The organism is Pseudomonas sp. Con_6 (assembly GCF_059379395.1).
The window spans coordinates 5,744,973-5,759,743 of sequence record NZ_CM182011.1; the positions used below are offsets into that span (position 1 = coordinate 5,744,973).

Sequence of the window (14,771 nt, forward strand, 5' to 3'; positions counted from 1 at the left end):
CGCCCGTGCTGAAAACGCGGGGATTTCGCCGGCCCAGGACGTAAACATTGAAAGACTAACACATTCACCGCCCAGTACACGGGCCGTCGAGAAGCCAAATAGCGGCTAACCCCGCGGATGATGACGAGCATGCAGCTCCTGCAGGCGGGCCTTGGCCACATGGGTGTAGATCTGCGTGGTGGACAGATCGCTGTGCCCCAGCAGCATCTGTACCACGCGCAGATCGGCACCGTGGTTGAGCAGGTGGGTGGCGAAGGCATGGCGCAGGGTGTGGGGCGACAGCGCCTTGCCGATCCCGGCCACGGTGGCATGGTGCTTGATGCGGTGCCAGAAGGTTTGCCGGGTCATCTGCTCGCCGCGCAGGCTAGGGAACAGCACGTCGCTGGGACGGCCATTGAGCAGCTCGGCGCGCCCGTCGCGCAGGTAGCGCTCGATCCACACCACCGCCTCCTCGCCCATGGGCACCAGGCGCTCCTTGCTGCCCTTGCCCATCACCCGCAGCACGCCTTGGCGCAGGTTGATCTGGTCGAGGGTCAGGCTGACCAGTTCGGTCACCCGCAGGCCGCAGGCGTAGAGCACCTCCAGCATGGCGCGGTCGCGCTGGCCGATGGCTTCGCCAAGGTCCGGGGCGCGCAACAGCGCTTCGACATCGGCTTCGGAGAGGGACTTGGGCAACGGCCGGCCCAGTTGCGGCATATCCACCTGCAGGGTCGGATCGATGGCGATCAGCTTTTCCCGCAGCAGGTAGCGATAGAAGCCGCGCACGCCCGAGAGAAAACGCGCCGTGGAGCGTGGTTTGTAGGCATTGTCCAGGCGCCAGCCGAGGTGATCGAGGATCAGCTCGCGGCCGGCGTCGGGCAGCTGGACACCCTTGTCCTGCAACCAGCCGTTGAACAAGGCCAGGTCGCTGCGGTAGGACGCACGGGTGTTGTCGGACAGGCCTTTCTCCAGCCACAGGGCATCGAGAAACTGGTCGATCAGGGGATGGTCTATTGCGGGCATGACGGCTCTGTGAACAGGCGATGAAAACGCCGAAAGATGGCTAGTCTTCCATAACCTGCCCGGGATAGGGAATCCGCATGAACGAACAACAGATCCTCCTGGCTTTCGGTGGCATCGGCGCGGCGGCACTGGCCTGCCAGTGGCTGGCCTGGCGCCTGAAACTGCCAGCCATTCTCTTCCTGCTGCTCAGCGGCATCCTCGCAGGACCGGTGCTGGGCTGGCTCGATCCCCAGGAGATGTTCGGCCCCCTGCTGATGCCGCTGGTATCGCTGGCGGTGGCGCTGATCCTGTTCGAAGGCAGCCTGACCCTGCACCTTTCGCAATGGCGCGAGATCGGCAGCGTGGTGCAACGCATGGTCACCGTGGGCGCCTTGGTGACCTGGGTGGTGATCGCCGTCGCCACCCACTGGCTGCTGGGCTTCGACTGGCCGCTGGCGGTGCTGTTCGGCACCCTGACCCTGGTCACCGGGCCCACCGTGATCGTGCCGATGCTGCGGGTGATGCGGCCCAAGTCGGCGATCGCCAACATCCTGCGCTGGGAAGGTATCGTCATCGACCCGATCGGTGCCCTGCTCGCCGTGGTGGTGTACAGCTTCATCATCGCCAGCGCCGCAGATGAAGGCCTCACCCAGAGCCTGAAGACCTTTGCCGGGGTGATCCTGTGCGGCAGTGCCTTCGGTGCCGCCGGTGGCTGGATCCTCAGCCAGGTGATGCGCGAGCAATGGCTGCCGGAATACCTGCACAACCTGGCCTCTCTGGCGGCGGTACTGGGGATCTTCATCGCTGCCAACCAGGTCATGCACGAATCCGGGCTGCTGGCGGTGACGGTGATGGGGATGTGGCTGGCGAACATGAAGGGCGTGGATGTCCGGCAGATCCTGCATTTCAAGGAGAACCTCAGCGTCCTGCTGATTTCCGGGCTGTTCATCCTGCTGGCAGCGCGCCTCGACCTCAGCGCCCTGCTCGGCCTCGGTCCGGCGGTGCTGGCGCTGCTGTTGGTGATCCAGTTGATCGCCCGACCCTTGAACGTCGCCCTGTCCACTTGGGGCTCGCCGCTGAATTGGCGGGAACGAGCCCTGCTGGCCTGGATTGCCCCGCGGGGCATTGTCGCGGCGGCGGTCTCGGCGATCTTCGCCATCCGCCTCGACGAGGCCGGGCATGACAGCGCCCTGCTGCTGGTGCCACTGACCTTCGCGGTGATCATAGGCACCGTGGTGCTGCAAAGTGCCACCGCACGACCGCTGGCACGCCTGTTGAAAGTGGCGGAGCCGGCGCCCAGCGGCTTTCTCATCGTCGGCGCCAACCCGCCGGCGCGGGCCATTGGCAAAGCCTTGCAGCAGATGGGTAGCCGCGTGTTGTTGACCGATTCGAGCTGGGAAAACATCCGCGCGGCGCGCATGGACGGGCTGGCGACCTATTTCGGCAACCCGGCGTCACAGCACGCCGATGCGCATCTGGACCTCGTCGGGCTGGGCCATCTGCTTGGCCTGTCGCCGGCGGGTGAGCTGAACGCCCTGGCCTGCATGCGTTTTCGCCATGATTTCGGTGTGCAGCGCCTGTTTTCCCTGGCCAGCGGCCTGGAACTCAGCCGCAGCGACAAGCATCGGGCCAGCGACGAACACCGTGGCCAGGCGCTAGGCAGCCAGCCGCTGACTTACGTGCAACTGGCCAACCAATTGCACCAGGGCGCCGAGCTGTACAGCACGCACCTGACCGACGCCTTCGACTGGGAGGCCTACCGAGCCCTTCACGGCGACAGGGCCACCTTGCTGTTCGCCCGCGATGCCAGCGGCTGGGTACATGTGGTCGGCCCGGACCACCCGCTCAAGCCCGCGTCAGGATGGACACTGCTGTCGTTGATCCAGCCGGAAAAGGACTGAAGGGCTCAGAAGCCCGGCAGCACCGGCACCGGGCGCTTGTCCTCGTCGATGGCGACGAAGCTGAACAGGCCATGAATGGCTTTCTCGCGGCTATCGCAGCTCATGCTTTCGACGAATACCTCGACTTCCACCTTGAGGCTGGTGTTGCCAACCTTCACCACGGTGCCGACCAGCTCGACGATGGAGCCGGCGGCGATCGGGTGCTTGAAGTCGATACGGTCGGTGGACACAGTCACCAGTGGCAGGCGGCAGAAACGTGTGGCGGCGATGAACGAGACTTCATCCATCCAGGCCAGGGCGGTGCCGCCGAACAGGGTGTTGTGGTGGTTGGTGGTGGAGGGGAACACCGCCTTGGTCACGCGTGTGACCGACAGCGCGGTGCGGCGTTCGATTTCCTGATCTCGGGTAGTCATGGGGGACACTCAACAAAAACGATGACGCGACGCGGACCCTGTGGCGGCCTTGAAAATGCAAAAAGGGCAGCCCGTAGGCTGCCCTTTCTTTCGCAAAGGTCGGACTGGACTCAGGCCAGTTTTTCCTTGATGCGAGCTGCTTTACCGGACAGGTCACGCAGGTAGTACAGCTTGGCTTTACGCACGTCACCACGACGTTTCACGGCCAGGCTGTCGATTTGCGGGCTGTAGGTCTGGAAAGTACGCTCAACGCCAACACCGTTGGAGATCTTGCGAACGGTGAATGCGCTGTTCAGACCGCGGTTGCGCTTGGCGATTACAACGCCTTCGAACGCCTGCAGACGGGAACGATCGCCTTCCTTCACTTTCACCTGAACGACAACGGTGTCGCCCGGGGCAAAGGTAGGGATCTCTTTGCTCATCTGTTCAGCTTCGATCTGCTGAATGATTTTGTTGGTCATCTCTGTGCTCCTAAGGCAAATCGTCAGATTTACCATCGATACGTTAACTATCGTCCCGCTCGCGGATGTATTCCTCGAGCAGCTTCTTCTCTTCTCCAGAAAGTGAGCGACTTTCCAGAAGATCAGCGCGTCGTTCCCAGGTCCGCCCAAGGGACTGCTGCAAACGCCAGCGCCGGATGTGTGCATGGTTGCCACTTAGCAACACGTCGGGAACACGCTGATCCGCATACACCTCAGGCCGGGTGTAGTGCGGGCAATCCAGCAGACCGTCGGTGAAAGAGTCTTCCTCCGCCGAGTCCACATGCCCTAAAGCTCCGGGCAGCAGCCGTGTAACCGCATCGATCAGGACCATCGCCGGCAGCTCGCCGCCAGACAATACATAGTCGCCAATCGACCACTCTTCATCGACATGAGCTTCAATGAAACGCTCGTCGATGCCTTCGTAACGACCGGCTATCAGAATCAACGATTCATGCTTCGCCAGGTCCTTGACCGCCGACTGATTCAGCTTGCGGCCTTGCGGCGAGAGGTAAATCACCTTCGCCTTACCTCCGGTTGCCTGCCTGGCATCGACCAGGGCATCTTCCAGGGGCTTTATCTTCATCACCATGCCCGGACCACCGCCAAAAGGCCGATCATCCACCGTGTGGTGACGATCCGTGGTGTAGTCCCGCGGGTTCCAGCAGGTCAGTTGCAACAACCCCTGTTTCACCGCCCGGCTGGTAATGCCGTACTCACTGATGGCCGAGAACATCTCGGGGAACAACGTGATGACTTCTACGCGCAGGCTCGCCATTGCTTAGAAATCCGCATCCCATTCGACCCTCATCTCACTCGCGGCCAGATCGATCGCCAACACGCATTGCCGGGTATACGGCAACAGTCGTTCACGATCATCGAGGCTGCCAGCACAGGGCTTGACCACCATTACATCGTTCGCGCCGGTCTCCAACAGGTGATCAACCTTGCCGAACAGGTGTCCGTCCTGGTTGATGACACTCAGACCCACGAGCTGGTACCAGTAGTACTCGTCGTTGGCCAGGTTGGGCAAAAGGCTTCGCGAGATACAGATCTCATAACCGCTCAGAAGACGAGCTTCGTCGCGATCATCGAGCCCCTTGAGCTTGGCGACCAGATCCTTTTGACCGGATCGGCCCTTGACCAGCTCTACCTGCTTGACCACGCCTTCGCGCCGAAGCGTCCAGTGGCGGTACTGCAACAGGTTGTCGATCGGATCGGTAAAGGAAAAAACCTTCACCTCGCCGCGAACGCCGTGTACCGAAAAAATCTTGCCGACGACGATGAGGTCATCTGCAGTTTCTGGCGTCGCGTTCATAGTGCTCAGGCAGCAGCCTTGGCAGCTTCCTTCAGCAGCTGAGCAACGCGCTCAGACGGCTGTGCACCTTGAGCCAGCCAGTAGGTGGCGCGCTCTTGGTTTACGGACAGTTTGACTTCTGCGCCCGAAGCAATCGGGTTGAAGAAGCCGATACGCTCAACGAAACGACCATCGCGCGCATTGCGGCTGTTGGTCACGGTGAGGTGGTAGAATGGGCGCTTTTTGGAGCCGCCACGGGCAAGACGGATGGTTACCATGTGAACATCGTTCCTGTAGTCGGTGCTGCAAATCTATAGGCCAAACGGGCACGGGTGCCCGAAAGGCCGCATATTCTCGGGGAATACACGGACTTTTGCAAATGCCTTTTTTCTGGCAACTGCCTGTCTGTCATACAGATCTGCAATGAGGCTGCCCTTTTATAAGGCAGCGATTTTCCCGCCGAAGCGGGTTTCGAAGGTGGTGCCGCAGGCGCCACCACCCCGGAATAGGGTTTACAGCTTGGGCATGCCGCCGCCAGGCATCATGCCGCCAAGGCCGCGCATCATCTTGGCCATGCCGCCCTTGGCAGAAAACTTCTTCATCATCTTCTGCATCTGCTTGTGCTGCTTGATCAGGCGGCCGATGTCCTGTACCTGGGTGCCGGAACCCAGGGCGATGCGGCGCTTGCGCGAACCGCTGATCAGCTCGGGATCGCGGCGTTCGGCCGGGGTCATCGAGTTGATGATCGCTTCCATCTGCTTGAACTGCTTCTCGGCCGCGCCCTGAGCGTTGCCCATCTGCGACAGGTTGACCCCGCCGATGCTCGGCAGCTTGTCCATCAGCCCGCCGAGGCCGCCCATGTTCTTCATCTGTTGCAGTTGGTCGCGGAAGTCTTCGAGGTCGAAGCCCTTGCCCTTCTTCAGCTTCTTGGCCAGCTTGTCGGCCTTGGCCTTGTCGATATTCTGCTCGGCCTGCTCGATCAGGCTGAGCACGTCGCCCATGCCGAGGATCCGCGAAGCGATACGGTCCGGATGGAACGGCTCCAGGGCCTCGGTCTTCTCGCCCATGCCGATGAACTTGATCGGCTTGCCAGTGATGGCGCGCACCGACAGCGCGGCACCGCCACGAGCGTCACCATCGACCTTGGTCAGCACCACGCCGGTCAGCGGCAGCGCGTCGCCGAAGGCCTTGGCGGTGTTGGCAGCGTCCTGGCCGGTCATGGCGTCGACCACGAACAACGTCTCGATCGGCTTGACCGCGGCGTGCAGGTCCTTGATCTCGGTCATCATGTCGGCGTCGATGTGCAGACGACCGGCGGTGTCGACGATGACCACGTCGATGAATTTCAGCTTGGCTTCGCGGATCGCCGCTTCGGCAATGGCCACCGGCTTCTGGCTGATGTCGGACGGGAAGAAGGTCACGCCGATGTCGTTGGCAAGGGTTTCCAGCTGCTTGATCGCCGCCGGGCGGTAGACGTCGGCGGAGACGACCATGACGGTCTTCTTCTTGCGCTCCTTCAGGAAGCGAGCCAGCTTGCCGGCGGTGGTGGTTTTACCCGCCCCCTGCAGACCGGCCATCAGCACCACGGCAGGCGGCGCGGCGTTCAGGCTCAGGTCCTCGTTGGCCGCGCCCATCAGCTCTTCGAGCTCGGCCTGGACGATCTTCACGAACGCCTGGCCCGGGGTCAGGCTGCGGGAAACCTCGGTACCCACCGCACGTTCCTTGACCTTGTTGACGAAGTCCTTGACCACCGGCAGGGCGACGTCGGCTTCGAGCAACGCCATGCGCACTTCGCGCAGGGTGTCTTTGATGTTGTCTTCATTCAGCTTGGCCTTGCCGGTGACATGGCGCAGCGTCTGTGACAGACGATCGGTCAGGTTTTCAAACATGGGGATCCTTTCAGGCTCGTTGGAACCGGGGTTTAGCCAGCCCAGGGGCGCGGGCAGGGGCGCGATTATAACGAAGACTGAGGCCAGCGCACACCATGCCGTCGGCGCGCAGTCTTCCTAGGGGCCCGCGTTCTATGCCAAACTCGGCGACTTTCGGGCTTGCCTAACAGGACTTATGCTCCCCTTGTCACCCAGCTTGCTACCCAACCTGATCGCCGCCTGCCTGTATGCCGCCGCGTTCGCCCTCCAAGCCATCGGGCTTTCCCGCGGCGTCAAGGCCGACAAGCGCCTGCTCGGCCTGCTTGGCGCAGTGGCGGTCGTCGCCCAGGGCACCGCGCTGTTCTGGCAGTTGCTCACGCCCCTGGGCCTGAGCCTGGACTTTTTCAGCGCCGCGAGCCTGATCGCCACGGCGGTGATCGCCATCACCCTGCTCGCCTGCCTGCGCAGCCCGGTGGAGAACCTGCTCCTGCTGCTGTTCCCGCTCGGCCTGCTGACGGCGCTGATCGCCCAGTTCGCGCCGTCCGGCACGGTGCCGCTGATCAACGAGGAGCCGGGCATCCTCGCCCATATCCTGCTGTCGATCCTGGCCTACGGCCTGTTCACCATCGCGGTGTTCCAGGCGCTGTTGCTGCTGGTGCAGGACCACCAGCTCAAGCACAAGCACCCGTCGGGGCTGATCCGCAACTTCCCGCCGCTGCAGACCATGGAAAGCCTGCTGTTCGGCTTCCTCTGGGCCGGCTGGGGCCTGCTCACGCTGTCCTTGATTTCCGGCTGGCTGTTCCTCGAAAACCTGTTCGCCCAGCACCTGGTGCACAAGACCCTGCTGGCCTGCGTCGCCTGGATCGTCTTCAGCGTGCTGCTGTGGGGCCGTACCCGCCTCGGCTGGCGCGGACACAAGGCGATCCGCTGGACCCTGGCCGGGTTCTGCCTGCTGATGCTGGCGTACTTCGGCAGCAAGCTGGTACGCGAATTCATCCTGCATATCTGACGGGCGATCGATGAACACTCTGCCGCTGGCTCCGCTGCTCGGGCTCCTGGCCCTGGCCTTGTTGTGGTCGGCGCTGTTCACTGCCGTCGACGCCGCGCGCCAACGACTGGCCAGCGCCCGGCGCAGCGACAGTCACCCCACCCTCGACGGTATCCCGGCCCAGGCCCTGGTCCTGGCCGCGAGCCTCGGCAAGCTGCTGGTGTTTACCCTCGCAGCCCTCACCGGCCTGCGCTGCCAGGGCGAATACGGTTTCTGGCTGGGCTGCCTAGGCGCAGCACTGCTGATACTGGTCTGTGCCGAGTACCTGCCGCGGCAACTGGCCCGACGCAATCCCGAGGCGTTCATTGGCCTGGGCATCATCCTCAAGCTCCCCCTGCGCCTGCTGCAGCCGCTGGCCTGCCTGCTGGACGGCATCGCCCGCCTGATCGTACGCCCCTTCGCGGTGCAGCCAGCGATGGTCAACCATCACGAGAACGACACCGAAGAAACCGATGACCGCCAGGAAGACCAGGACAAACCCGGTCCGCATACCCTGCCCAACAGCCTCCTGGCCCTGGAAAAGATCACCGTCAACCATATCCTGGTGCCGCGCAGCGAGGTCGACGGGGTCAACCTGGATGACCCGATCGAGGCCATCATCAAACAGTTGACCGCCTGCAAGCACACCCGCCTCCCGGTGTTCCACAGCGATATCAACCAGGTCCAGGCGGTGCTCAACCTCCGCCACATCGCCCACCTGCTGCCCAAGGCCGAGCTGACCCACGAAAGCTTGCTGGCCGCCTGCTACGAGCCCTACTTCGTCCCGGAAAGCACCCCGCTGCAGATGCAGTTGCTGAATTTCCACAAGCAGCAGCGGCGCATGGGCATCGTCGTCGATGAATACGGTGAAGTGCAGGGCATCGTCACCCTCGAAGACATACTCGAAGAAATCGTCGGCGAGTTCGAAGAACAGGACAGCCAGGACAACCCGCATATCCATCCGCAGGCCGACGGGCGCTACGTCATCGAAGGCGCCATCGCCATCCGCGAACTGAACCGCTGCCTCGGCTGGCACCTGCCCAGCGACGGCCCCAAGACCCTCAACGGCCTGGTCACCGAAGCCCTGGAGAGCATCCCGGACAGCGCGGTGTGTCTGAAGATCGGCCGCTACCGCCTGGAAATCCTCGAAACCGAGGACAACCGCGCCAGCCGCATCCTGGTCTGGACCGTGGCACGCCTGCCCGCCGCCTGATTCGCTACTCGCCAAGCCACGGGACAGACACATTCAGTATCGAATGTGGCTATACTCGGTCCACGCTTACCCAGCCCTGCCGTCGCGCCCGCTACCCGCATCCGGTGCTTTGCGGCCAGCGCATTCCGCCGCATCGCGCGCTCCAGCGGCACTGCTTCACACCCCGAACAGTGCCCGCGCCCGCCCTTATCCCCACAGGGCGTATGCTCGGCGACGCGAGTCATTCCAATAAATAACGCTCCGGCGCCCCTCGCTGCCATCCGTGCGTGGTCGCCAGAAGAGCACTCGACTGTCAGGGGTACACCGCATGACAACCAGCAGCACCTACAACGAGGCGGACGCCGCGCCGTCCGGCAATTCGCCAGCGCGAGTCGCCACCGCCAGCTTCATCGGCACCGCCATCGAGTTCTACGACTTCTACGTCTATGCAACCGCCGCCGCACTGGTGATCGGCCCGGTGTTCTTCCCGCAGACCTCCGGCACCGCGCAGATGCTCTCGGCCTTCCTCACCTTCGGCATCGCCTTCCTCGCCCGGCCGCTGGGCTCGGCGCTGTTCGGCCACTTCGGCGACCGCATCGGGCGCAAGTCAACGCTGGTTGCCTCGCTGCTGCTGATGGGGGTCTGTACCACGCTGATCGGCGTGCTGCCGGGGCATGACAGCATCGGTGTCTGGGCGCCGATCCTGCTCTGCGTGCTGCGCTTCGGCCAGGGCCTGGGGCTGGGCGGCGAATGGGGTGGCGCGGCGCTGCTGGCCACGGAGAATGCGCCGAAGGGCAAGCGCGCCTGGTTCGGCATGTTCCCGCAACTGGGTCCGTCCATCGGTTTCCTCGCCGCCAACGGCCTGTTCCTGGCCTTGGCCATGCTTCTCAGCGATGAAGACTTCCGGGCCTGGGGCTGGCGCATTCCTTTCCTGCTCAGTGCCGTGCTGGTCATCGTCGGCCTGTACGTGCGGCTGAAGCTGGAGGAAACACCGGTCTTCGCCAAGGCCATCGCCCGGCACGAGCGGGTGAAGCTGCCGGTGGTAGAACTGTTCGCCCAATACTGGCTGCCAGTAGTGCTTGGTGCCGCCGCAATGGTGGTGTGCTACGCGCTGTTCTACATCTCCACGGTGTTTTCCCTGAGCTATGGCGTGTCGACGCTGGGTTACACACGGGAAACCTTCCTCGGCCTGCTGTGCTTCGCTGTGGTCTTCATGGCCCTCGCAACGCCGCTGTCGGCCTGGCTCAGCGACCGCTACGGACGCAAGCCGGTACTGATCGTCGGCGCCGTGCTGGCAATCGCCTCGGGCTTTGCCATGGAGCCATTGCTGACATCCGGCTCCACCGCCGGGGTGGCGCTGTTCCTGGCCATCGAGCTGTTCCTGATGGGCGTGACCTTCGCCCCGATGGGCGCGCTGCTGCCGGAACTGTTCCCTACCCATGTCCGTTACACCGGTGCGTCGGCGGCGTACAACCTGGGCGGTATCGTCGGTGCCTCGGCGGCACCCTTCTTCGCGCAGAAGCTGGTGGTGATGGGGGGATTGAGCTGGGTGGGCGGGTATGTGTCGGTGGCGGCTCTACTGAGCCTGATCGCAGTGCTGTGCCTGAAGGAAACCCGGCACGCGGAGTTGTAACTAAAAAGGGGCCGCGTTGCGGCCCCAGTTGGTCCTGATCCTTACAGCTCGACCTTGACCGCTTGCGAAGCGCGGGTCGCCTTGGTCCGGGCAGCTTCGATCGACTCGTCACGCGCCAGGCACACGCCCATGCGGCGCTGACCGTTGACTTCTGGCTTGCCGAACAGGCGCAGCGCGGTGTCAGGCTCGGCCAGCGCGGCACCGAGGTTGTCGAAGGCGGTCTGCTGCGAGGTGCCTTCCACCAGGATCACCGCCGAAGCCGACGGGCCGAACTGGCGGATCGCCGGGATTGGCAGGCCGAGGATGGCACGGGCGTGCAGGGCGAACTGCGACAGGTCCTGGGAAATCAGGGTGACCAGACCGGTGTCGTGCGGACGCGGCGACACTTCGCTGAACCAGACCTGATCGCCCTTCACGAACAGCTCCACGCCGAACAGACCGCGACCGCCCAGGGCTTCGGTGACCGCCTTGGCCACGCGCTCGGACTCGGCCAGCGCCACCGGGCTCATGGCTTGTGGCTGCCAGGACTCCTGATAGTCGCCTTTTTCCTGGCGGTGACCGACTGGCGCACAGAAGGTGGTGCCGCCGACATGACGAACGGTCAGCAGGGTGATTTCGTACTCGAAATCGATGAAGCCCTCGATGATCACCCGACCCTTGCCAGCGCGGCCACCCTCCTGGGCGTAGTCCCAGGCCTTCTGCAGGTCGTCAGCGCTCTTCAGCAGGCTCTGGCCTTTGCCCGACGAGCTCATCACCGGCTTGACCACGCAAGGGAAGCCCAGGTCCAGAGCAGCGGCCTTGTAGTCTTCGAAGGTGTCGGCGAAGTGGTACGGCGAGGTCGGCAGGTCCAGCTCTTCGGCGGCCAGGCGGCGGATGCCTTCGCGGTTCATGGTCAGTTGTGCGGCGCGAGCCGTCGGCACCACGGTGAAGCCTTCGGCTTCCAGCTCGACCAGGGTGGCGGTGGCGATGGCTTCGATTTCCGGCACGATGTAGTGCGGTTTCTCGGCCTCGATCACTGCGCGCAGAGCGGCACCGTCAAGCATGTTGATCACATGGCTGCGGTGCGCCACCTGCATGGCCGGGGCATTGGCGTAACGGTCCACGGCGATCACTTCAACGCCCAGGCGTTGCAGCTCGATCACCACTTCCTTGCCCAACTCGCCGCAGCCACACAGCAGTACGCGGGTCGCGGTGGGCGACAATGGAGTTCCGATACGAGTCATTTCAGGTCCTCAGCGGGATAGATCCAGGACCGCCCCAGCACGGTGCGGGCCAGCGAAAGGCGCATATTTTACATGAGCAATGATCGGGAGTGCGACACAGGTCCCACAGGGTTCGGTGCAAGCAGTCAGTTGGCGATGGCGCTCTTGCGCACCCGCCAGGCCATGGCCAGCCACACCGCAGTGACCCCGGCGAACTTCGAGGCCAGCGCCGTACCCACCACCGCCGGCGTCAGGGCGCCGATCATGCCGAAGAAGATGAAGGTGTCGATGGGGATGCTAAGCGCCGAACTGATCCACAAGCGGTCATGCAACGGCCGCTTGGTAATGCTGAACACCAGCCAGTCGATCAGCTCCGAAACCGCGAACGCGGTGGCACTGGCCAGGGCGATGGCCGGGTCCGAGGTGACATAGGACAGCACCAGCGCCACCAGCATGGCGACCAGCGCACCATGGCCGAAGCGGGTCTGCACCATGTCGCGCAGGACGAACACCAGCCCGCCCCAGGCAGACCAGATGACATCCAGGTGCGGCGCACTGGAGAAGGCGTAGTTGATCAGCACCACGCTGCTGATATAGGCGATGAGAAAGAACATGGGGAGAGAACCGATGGACAAGCCGCACAGGGTAATGCAGAGCCCCTGCGCGGCCAAGTCCCTTGAGTCAGCTGACCTTGGCGGCCTGGCCGAATATCAGGCCTGCGGCGAGGGCCCGCTCGTGGCATAGCACCAACACCTGACGGCGCTCGGCATTGTCCATGCGGCCCCAGCGGGTAATTTCCATGGCGGTGCGCTGGCAGCCGGTACAGATATCGTGATCATCCAGCGCGCAAATGCTGACGCAGGGCGAGGCGACCGGTTTTTCCGTGTTGCTCATCACGCGTCCTCGGCGACCAGATCGCGGGCATAGCGTTGGGCGTTGTGCACATAGTGGGCCGCGCTCGCTTCGAGCATTTTCTTTTGCGCGTCGGTCAGTTCACGCACCACCTTGCCCGGCGAGCCCATAACCAGCGAACCCTCGGGAATTTCCTTGCCTTCCGGGATCAGCGCATTGGCGCCGATGATGCAGTGTTTGCCGATCTTCGCGCCGTTGAGGATCACCGCGTTGATGCCGATCAGGCTGTAGTCGTCCACCGTGCAGCCGTGAAGCATTGCGTTGTGGCCGATGGTCACGCCCTTGCCGATGGTCAGTGGCGAGCCCATGTCAGCGTGCATCACCGTCCCGTCCTGGACGTTGCTGTTCTCGCCGATGTCGATCAGTTCGTTGTCGCCGCGCAAGACCGCGTTGAACCAGACACTGGCCCCCGCCTGCAGGCGCACCTTGCCGATCAGCGTGGCATTGGGCGCCACCCAGCTTTGCGGATGGGTCTCGACCCGCAGGTCGCCCAGACGGTATTTCATGCGTGGATCCTCACGGTGGATGCGCGGCGGGTGGTCCCGCTCGTCAGATGGGGGTGAAGCGTTCCGGGGGCTGGTGCAGGCTGATTTTGGCGTCGTAGAGCAGGTTGACCAGCTCTACGATCATGATCGCCGACAACCCCCAGATCTTGTATTCGCCGAAGCGGTAGCTGGGCACGTACCAACTGCGGCCCTGGTAGTCGATGCGGTGGGTATGGTCGCGCGGGTCCTGGCGGAAAAACTCCAGGGGCACGGTGAACACTGCAGCGATTTCCGCATCGTTGGGCTGGTACTCGACGTAGTCGGGAATCAGCCCGACATAGGGCGTGACTTTCAGGCCATGCAGCGACACCAGCGGCGTCAGCGGGCCGATCACCTCGACCAGGCCCGGCGGCAGGCCGATTTCTTCCTCGGCCTCGCGCAGCGCGGTGAACACCAGGTCCGGGTCCTCCGGATCTCGACGGCCACCGGGAAAGGCCACCTCGCCACCGTGGGTGGACAGGCCCTTGGCGCGCAGGGTGAGAACCAGCTCCGGCTCTTCGCTGCGGGTGATGGGCAACAACACCGCGGCCTCGGGAAAACGTTTGTCAGTTTCCAAAGTACCCGGGGTGTGACTGCTCACACGGCGAAGAAGCTCGTCCAGCATGGTTTCTCTCGTCCAATTGCGTCCTGCATCATGCACCAAAGCCGCGCCGCGCCCAACCCCCGCTGACGATCGCACTTGCGGCGGCCGCGAACGGAGCGCGAAGATAGCGGCAACTCTCAGGAAGATAAGCATGAAATACTGCAGCGCGTGCGGCAAGGCAGTCACCCAGCGCATTCCCGACGGCGATTCCCGTCTGCGCTATGTCTGCGATCACTGCCAGACCATCCATTACCAGAATCCCAATATCGTCGCCGGCGTGCTGCCCAGCCATGGCAGCCAGGTACTGCTCTGTCGCCGCGCCATCGAGCCGCGTCGCGGCTACTGGACCCTGCCGGCCGGGTTCATGGAGAACGGCGAGACCATGGAACAGGCCGCGCGTCGGGAAACCGTGGAGGAAGCCTGCGCGCGCCTGCAAGATCTGGCGCTTTATCACCTCTACGACCTGCCGCATATCAACCAGGTGCACGTGTTCTTCCGCGGCGAACTGGCCGACCTGGACTTCGACGTCGGCGTCGAGAGCCTGGAAGTGCGCTTGTTCGAGGAACATGAGATCCCGTGGGACGAGCTGGCTTTCCGCACCGTGCGCGTCACACTAGAATGCTACTATCGGGACCGCGAAAAGCAGCACTACCCGGTACGCAACGATTGCCTGCCGCCCTCTTTCGCCCCGCCACCTACTATCGATTCGTGAAACCGCTTTTCGGGGATACCGTACAC

At 63.4% G+C, this 14,771-nt stretch carries 17 protein-coding genes; 5 read left to right on the forward strand and 12 right to left on the reverse strand.

What is annotated here, in order from left to right:
- Positions 1-105: 105 nt before the first annotated feature.
- Entirely contained in the window at positions 106-1,002 is an 897-nt protein-coding gene (gene xerD, locus AC5QPF_RS25905; RefSeq protein ID WP_494960508.1) for a site-specific tyrosine recombinase XerD, read from the reverse strand.
- 77 nt (positions 1,003-1,079) lie between these two features.
- On the opposite strand from xerD, the gene AC5QPF_RS25910 reads away from it, so the two are divergent.
- Positions 1,080-2,882: a cation:proton antiporter domain-containing protein gene (locus AC5QPF_RS25910; protein ID WP_494960509.1), complete on the forward strand. Its 1,803-nt coding sequence runs from the start codon at positions 1,080-1,082 to the stop codon at positions 2,880-2,882.
- A 5-nt stretch (positions 2,883-2,887) separates the two neighbouring features.
- On the opposite strand, the gene AC5QPF_RS25915 is transcribed toward AC5QPF_RS25910, so the two are convergent.
- From AC5QPF_RS25915 to ffh, 6 genes are all read right to left on the reverse strand, one after another.
- Positions 2,888-3,295, reverse strand: a complete 408-nt coding sequence (locus tag AC5QPF_RS25915; protein ID WP_494960510.1) for a hotdog domain-containing protein — start codon at positions 3,293-3,295, stop codon at positions 2,888-2,890.
- A 110-nt stretch (positions 3,296-3,405) separates the two neighbouring features.
- Positions 3,406-3,756, reverse strand: a complete 351-nt coding sequence (rplS, locus tag AC5QPF_RS25920) for a 50S ribosomal protein L19 (protein ID WP_042122082.1) — start codon at positions 3,754-3,756, stop codon at positions 3,406-3,408.
- A 43-nt stretch (positions 3,757-3,799) separates the two neighbouring features.
- Positions 3,800-4,552: a tRNA (guanosine(37)-N1)-methyltransferase TrmD gene (gene trmD / locus AC5QPF_RS25925; protein ID WP_494960511.1), complete on the reverse strand. Its 753-nt coding sequence runs from the start codon at positions 4,550-4,552 to the stop codon at positions 3,800-3,802.
- Between the two features lie 3 nt (positions 4,553-4,555).
- The gene (gene rimM, locus AC5QPF_RS25930) at positions 4,556-5,092 is read right to left on the reverse strand and encodes a ribosome maturation factor RimM (RefSeq protein WP_494960512.1); all 537 of its coding nucleotides are present in this window, start codon (positions 5,090-5,092) and stop codon (positions 4,556-4,558) included.
- Between the two features lie 5 nt (positions 5,093-5,097).
- Complete coding sequence (gene rpsP / locus AC5QPF_RS25935) at positions 5,098-5,349, reverse strand: 30S ribosomal protein S16 (protein WP_042122088.1); 252 nt, start codon at positions 5,347-5,349, stop codon at positions 5,098-5,100.
- A 234-nt stretch (positions 5,350-5,583) separates the two neighbouring features.
- On the reverse strand, positions 5,584-6,960 hold the full coding sequence (ffh, locus tag AC5QPF_RS25940; RefSeq protein WP_330075059.1) for a signal recognition particle protein: 1,377 nt from the start codon (positions 6,958-6,960) through the stop codon (positions 5,584-5,586).
- Positions 6,961-7,135: 175 nt separating this feature from the next.
- Between ffh and AC5QPF_RS25945 the strand changes: the two genes are divergently transcribed.
- From AC5QPF_RS25945 to AC5QPF_RS25955, 3 genes are all read left to right on the forward strand, one after another.
- Positions 7,136-7,948, forward strand: a complete 813-nt coding sequence (locus AC5QPF_RS25945; protein ID WP_494960513.1) for a cytochrome c biogenesis protein CcsA — start codon at positions 7,136-7,138, stop codon at positions 7,946-7,948.
- A 10-nt stretch (positions 7,949-7,958) separates the two neighbouring features.
- Positions 7,959-9,179 (forward strand): transporter associated domain-containing protein, encoded by a 1,221-nt coding sequence (locus tag AC5QPF_RS25950; RefSeq protein ID WP_494960514.1) that lies wholly within the window; start codon positions 7,959-7,961, stop codon positions 9,177-9,179.
- Positions 9,180-9,486: 307 nt separating this feature from the next.
- A complete protein-coding gene (locus AC5QPF_RS25955; protein ID WP_494960515.1) occupies positions 9,487-10,791 on the forward strand; it encodes an MFS transporter in 1,305 nt (434 codons plus the stop codon).
- A 41-nt stretch (positions 10,792-10,832) separates the two neighbouring features.
- Here the strand turns inward: AC5QPF_RS25955 and purT are convergent, their stop codons facing one another.
- From purT to AC5QPF_RS25980, 5 genes are all read right to left on the reverse strand, one after another.
- Positions 10,833-12,014, reverse strand: a complete 1,182-nt coding sequence (gene purT, locus AC5QPF_RS25960) for a formate-dependent phosphoribosylglycinamide formyltransferase (protein ID WP_494960516.1) — start codon at positions 12,012-12,014, stop codon at positions 10,833-10,835.
- A 125-nt stretch (positions 12,015-12,139) separates the two neighbouring features.
- Positions 12,140-12,607 carry a preQ0 transporter gene (locus tag AC5QPF_RS25965; protein WP_494960517.1) on the reverse strand — a complete coding sequence of 156 codons (468 nt, stop codon included), beginning with the start codon at positions 12,605-12,607 and terminating at the stop codon, positions 12,140-12,142.
- A 67-nt stretch (positions 12,608-12,674) separates the two neighbouring features.
- Positions 12,675-12,887, reverse strand: a complete 213-nt coding sequence (locus AC5QPF_RS25970) for a DUF1289 domain-containing protein (protein ID WP_494960518.1) — start codon at positions 12,885-12,887, stop codon at positions 12,675-12,677.
- Positions 12,887-13,411 carry a gamma carbonic anhydrase family protein gene (locus tag AC5QPF_RS25975; protein WP_494960519.1) on the reverse strand — a complete coding sequence of 175 codons (525 nt, stop codon included), beginning with the start codon at positions 13,409-13,411 and terminating at the stop codon, positions 12,887-12,889. The genes AC5QPF_RS25970 and AC5QPF_RS25975 overlap by 1 nt, the downstream gene beginning before the upstream one ends.
- Before the next feature lie 43 nt (positions 13,412-13,454).
- Positions 13,455-14,054 (reverse strand): CoA pyrophosphatase, encoded by a 600-nt coding sequence (locus tag AC5QPF_RS25980; RefSeq protein ID WP_494960520.1) that lies wholly within the window; start codon positions 14,052-14,054, stop codon positions 13,455-13,457.
- Between the two features lie 130 nt (positions 14,055-14,184).
- Between AC5QPF_RS25980 and AC5QPF_RS25985 the strand changes: the two genes are divergently transcribed.
- The gene (locus AC5QPF_RS25985; protein ID WP_494960521.1) at positions 14,185-14,745 is read left to right on the forward strand and encodes a zinc ribbon domain-containing protein; all 561 of its coding nucleotides are present in this window, start codon (positions 14,185-14,187) and stop codon (positions 14,743-14,745) included.
- The last annotated feature ends 26 nt before the right edge of the window (positions 14,746-14,771 follow it).

Coding starts and splice junctions, on each gene's coding strand:
- xerD (WP_494960508.1), bottom strand. CDS start 1,002: ATGCCCGCAATAGACCATCCCCTGATCGACCAGTTTCTCGATGCCCTG.
- AC5QPF_RS25910 (WP_494960509.1), top strand. CDS start 1,080: ATGAACGAACAACAGATCCTCCTGGCTTTCGGTGGCATCGGCGCGGCG.
- AC5QPF_RS25915 (WP_494960510.1), bottom strand. CDS start 3,295: ATGACTACCCGAGATCAGGAAATCGAACGCCGCACCGCGCTGTCGGTC.
- rplS (WP_042122082.1), bottom strand. CDS start 3,756: ATGACCAACAAAATCATTCAGCAGATCGAAGCTGAACAGATGAGCAAA.
- trmD (WP_494960511.1), bottom strand. CDS start 4,552: ATGGCGAGCCTGCGCGTAGAAGTCATCACGTTGTTCCCCGAGATGTTC.
- rimM (WP_494960512.1), bottom strand. CDS start 5,092: ATGAACGCGACGCCAGAAACTGCAGATGACCTCATCGTCGTCGGCAAG.
- rpsP (WP_042122088.1), bottom strand. CDS start 5,349: ATGGTAACCATCCGTCTTGCCCGTGGCGGCTCCAAAAAGCGCCCATTC.
- ffh (WP_330075059.1), bottom strand. CDS start 6,960: ATGTTTGAAAACCTGACCGATCGTCTGTCACAGACGCTGCGCCATGTC.
- AC5QPF_RS25945 (WP_494960513.1), top strand. CDS start 7,136: ATGCTCCCCTTGTCACCCAGCTTGCTACCCAACCTGATCGCCGCCTGC.
- AC5QPF_RS25950 (WP_494960514.1), top strand. CDS start 7,959: ATGAACACTCTGCCGCTGGCTCCGCTGCTCGGGCTCCTGGCCCTGGCC.
- AC5QPF_RS25955 (WP_494960515.1), top strand. CDS start 9,487: ATGACAACCAGCAGCACCTACAACGAGGCGGACGCCGCGCCGTCCGGC.
- purT (WP_494960516.1), bottom strand. CDS start 12,014: ATGACTCGTATCGGAACTCCATTGTCGCCCACCGCGACCCGCGTACTG.
- AC5QPF_RS25965 (WP_494960517.1), bottom strand. CDS start 12,607: ATGTTCTTTCTCATCGCCTATATCAGCAGCGTGGTGCTGATCAACTAC.
- AC5QPF_RS25970 (WP_494960518.1), bottom strand. CDS start 12,887: ATGAGCAACACGGAAAAACCGGTCGCCTCGCCCTGCGTCAGCATTTGC.
- AC5QPF_RS25975 (WP_494960519.1), bottom strand. CDS start 13,411: ATGAAATACCGTCTGGGCGACCTGCGGGTCGAGACCCATCCGCAAAGC.
- AC5QPF_RS25980 (WP_494960520.1), bottom strand. CDS start 14,054: ATGCTGGACGAGCTTCTTCGCCGTGTGAGCAGTCACACCCCGGGTACT.
- AC5QPF_RS25985 (WP_494960521.1), top strand. CDS start 14,185: ATGAAATACTGCAGCGCGTGCGGCAAGGCAGTCACCCAGCGCATTCCC.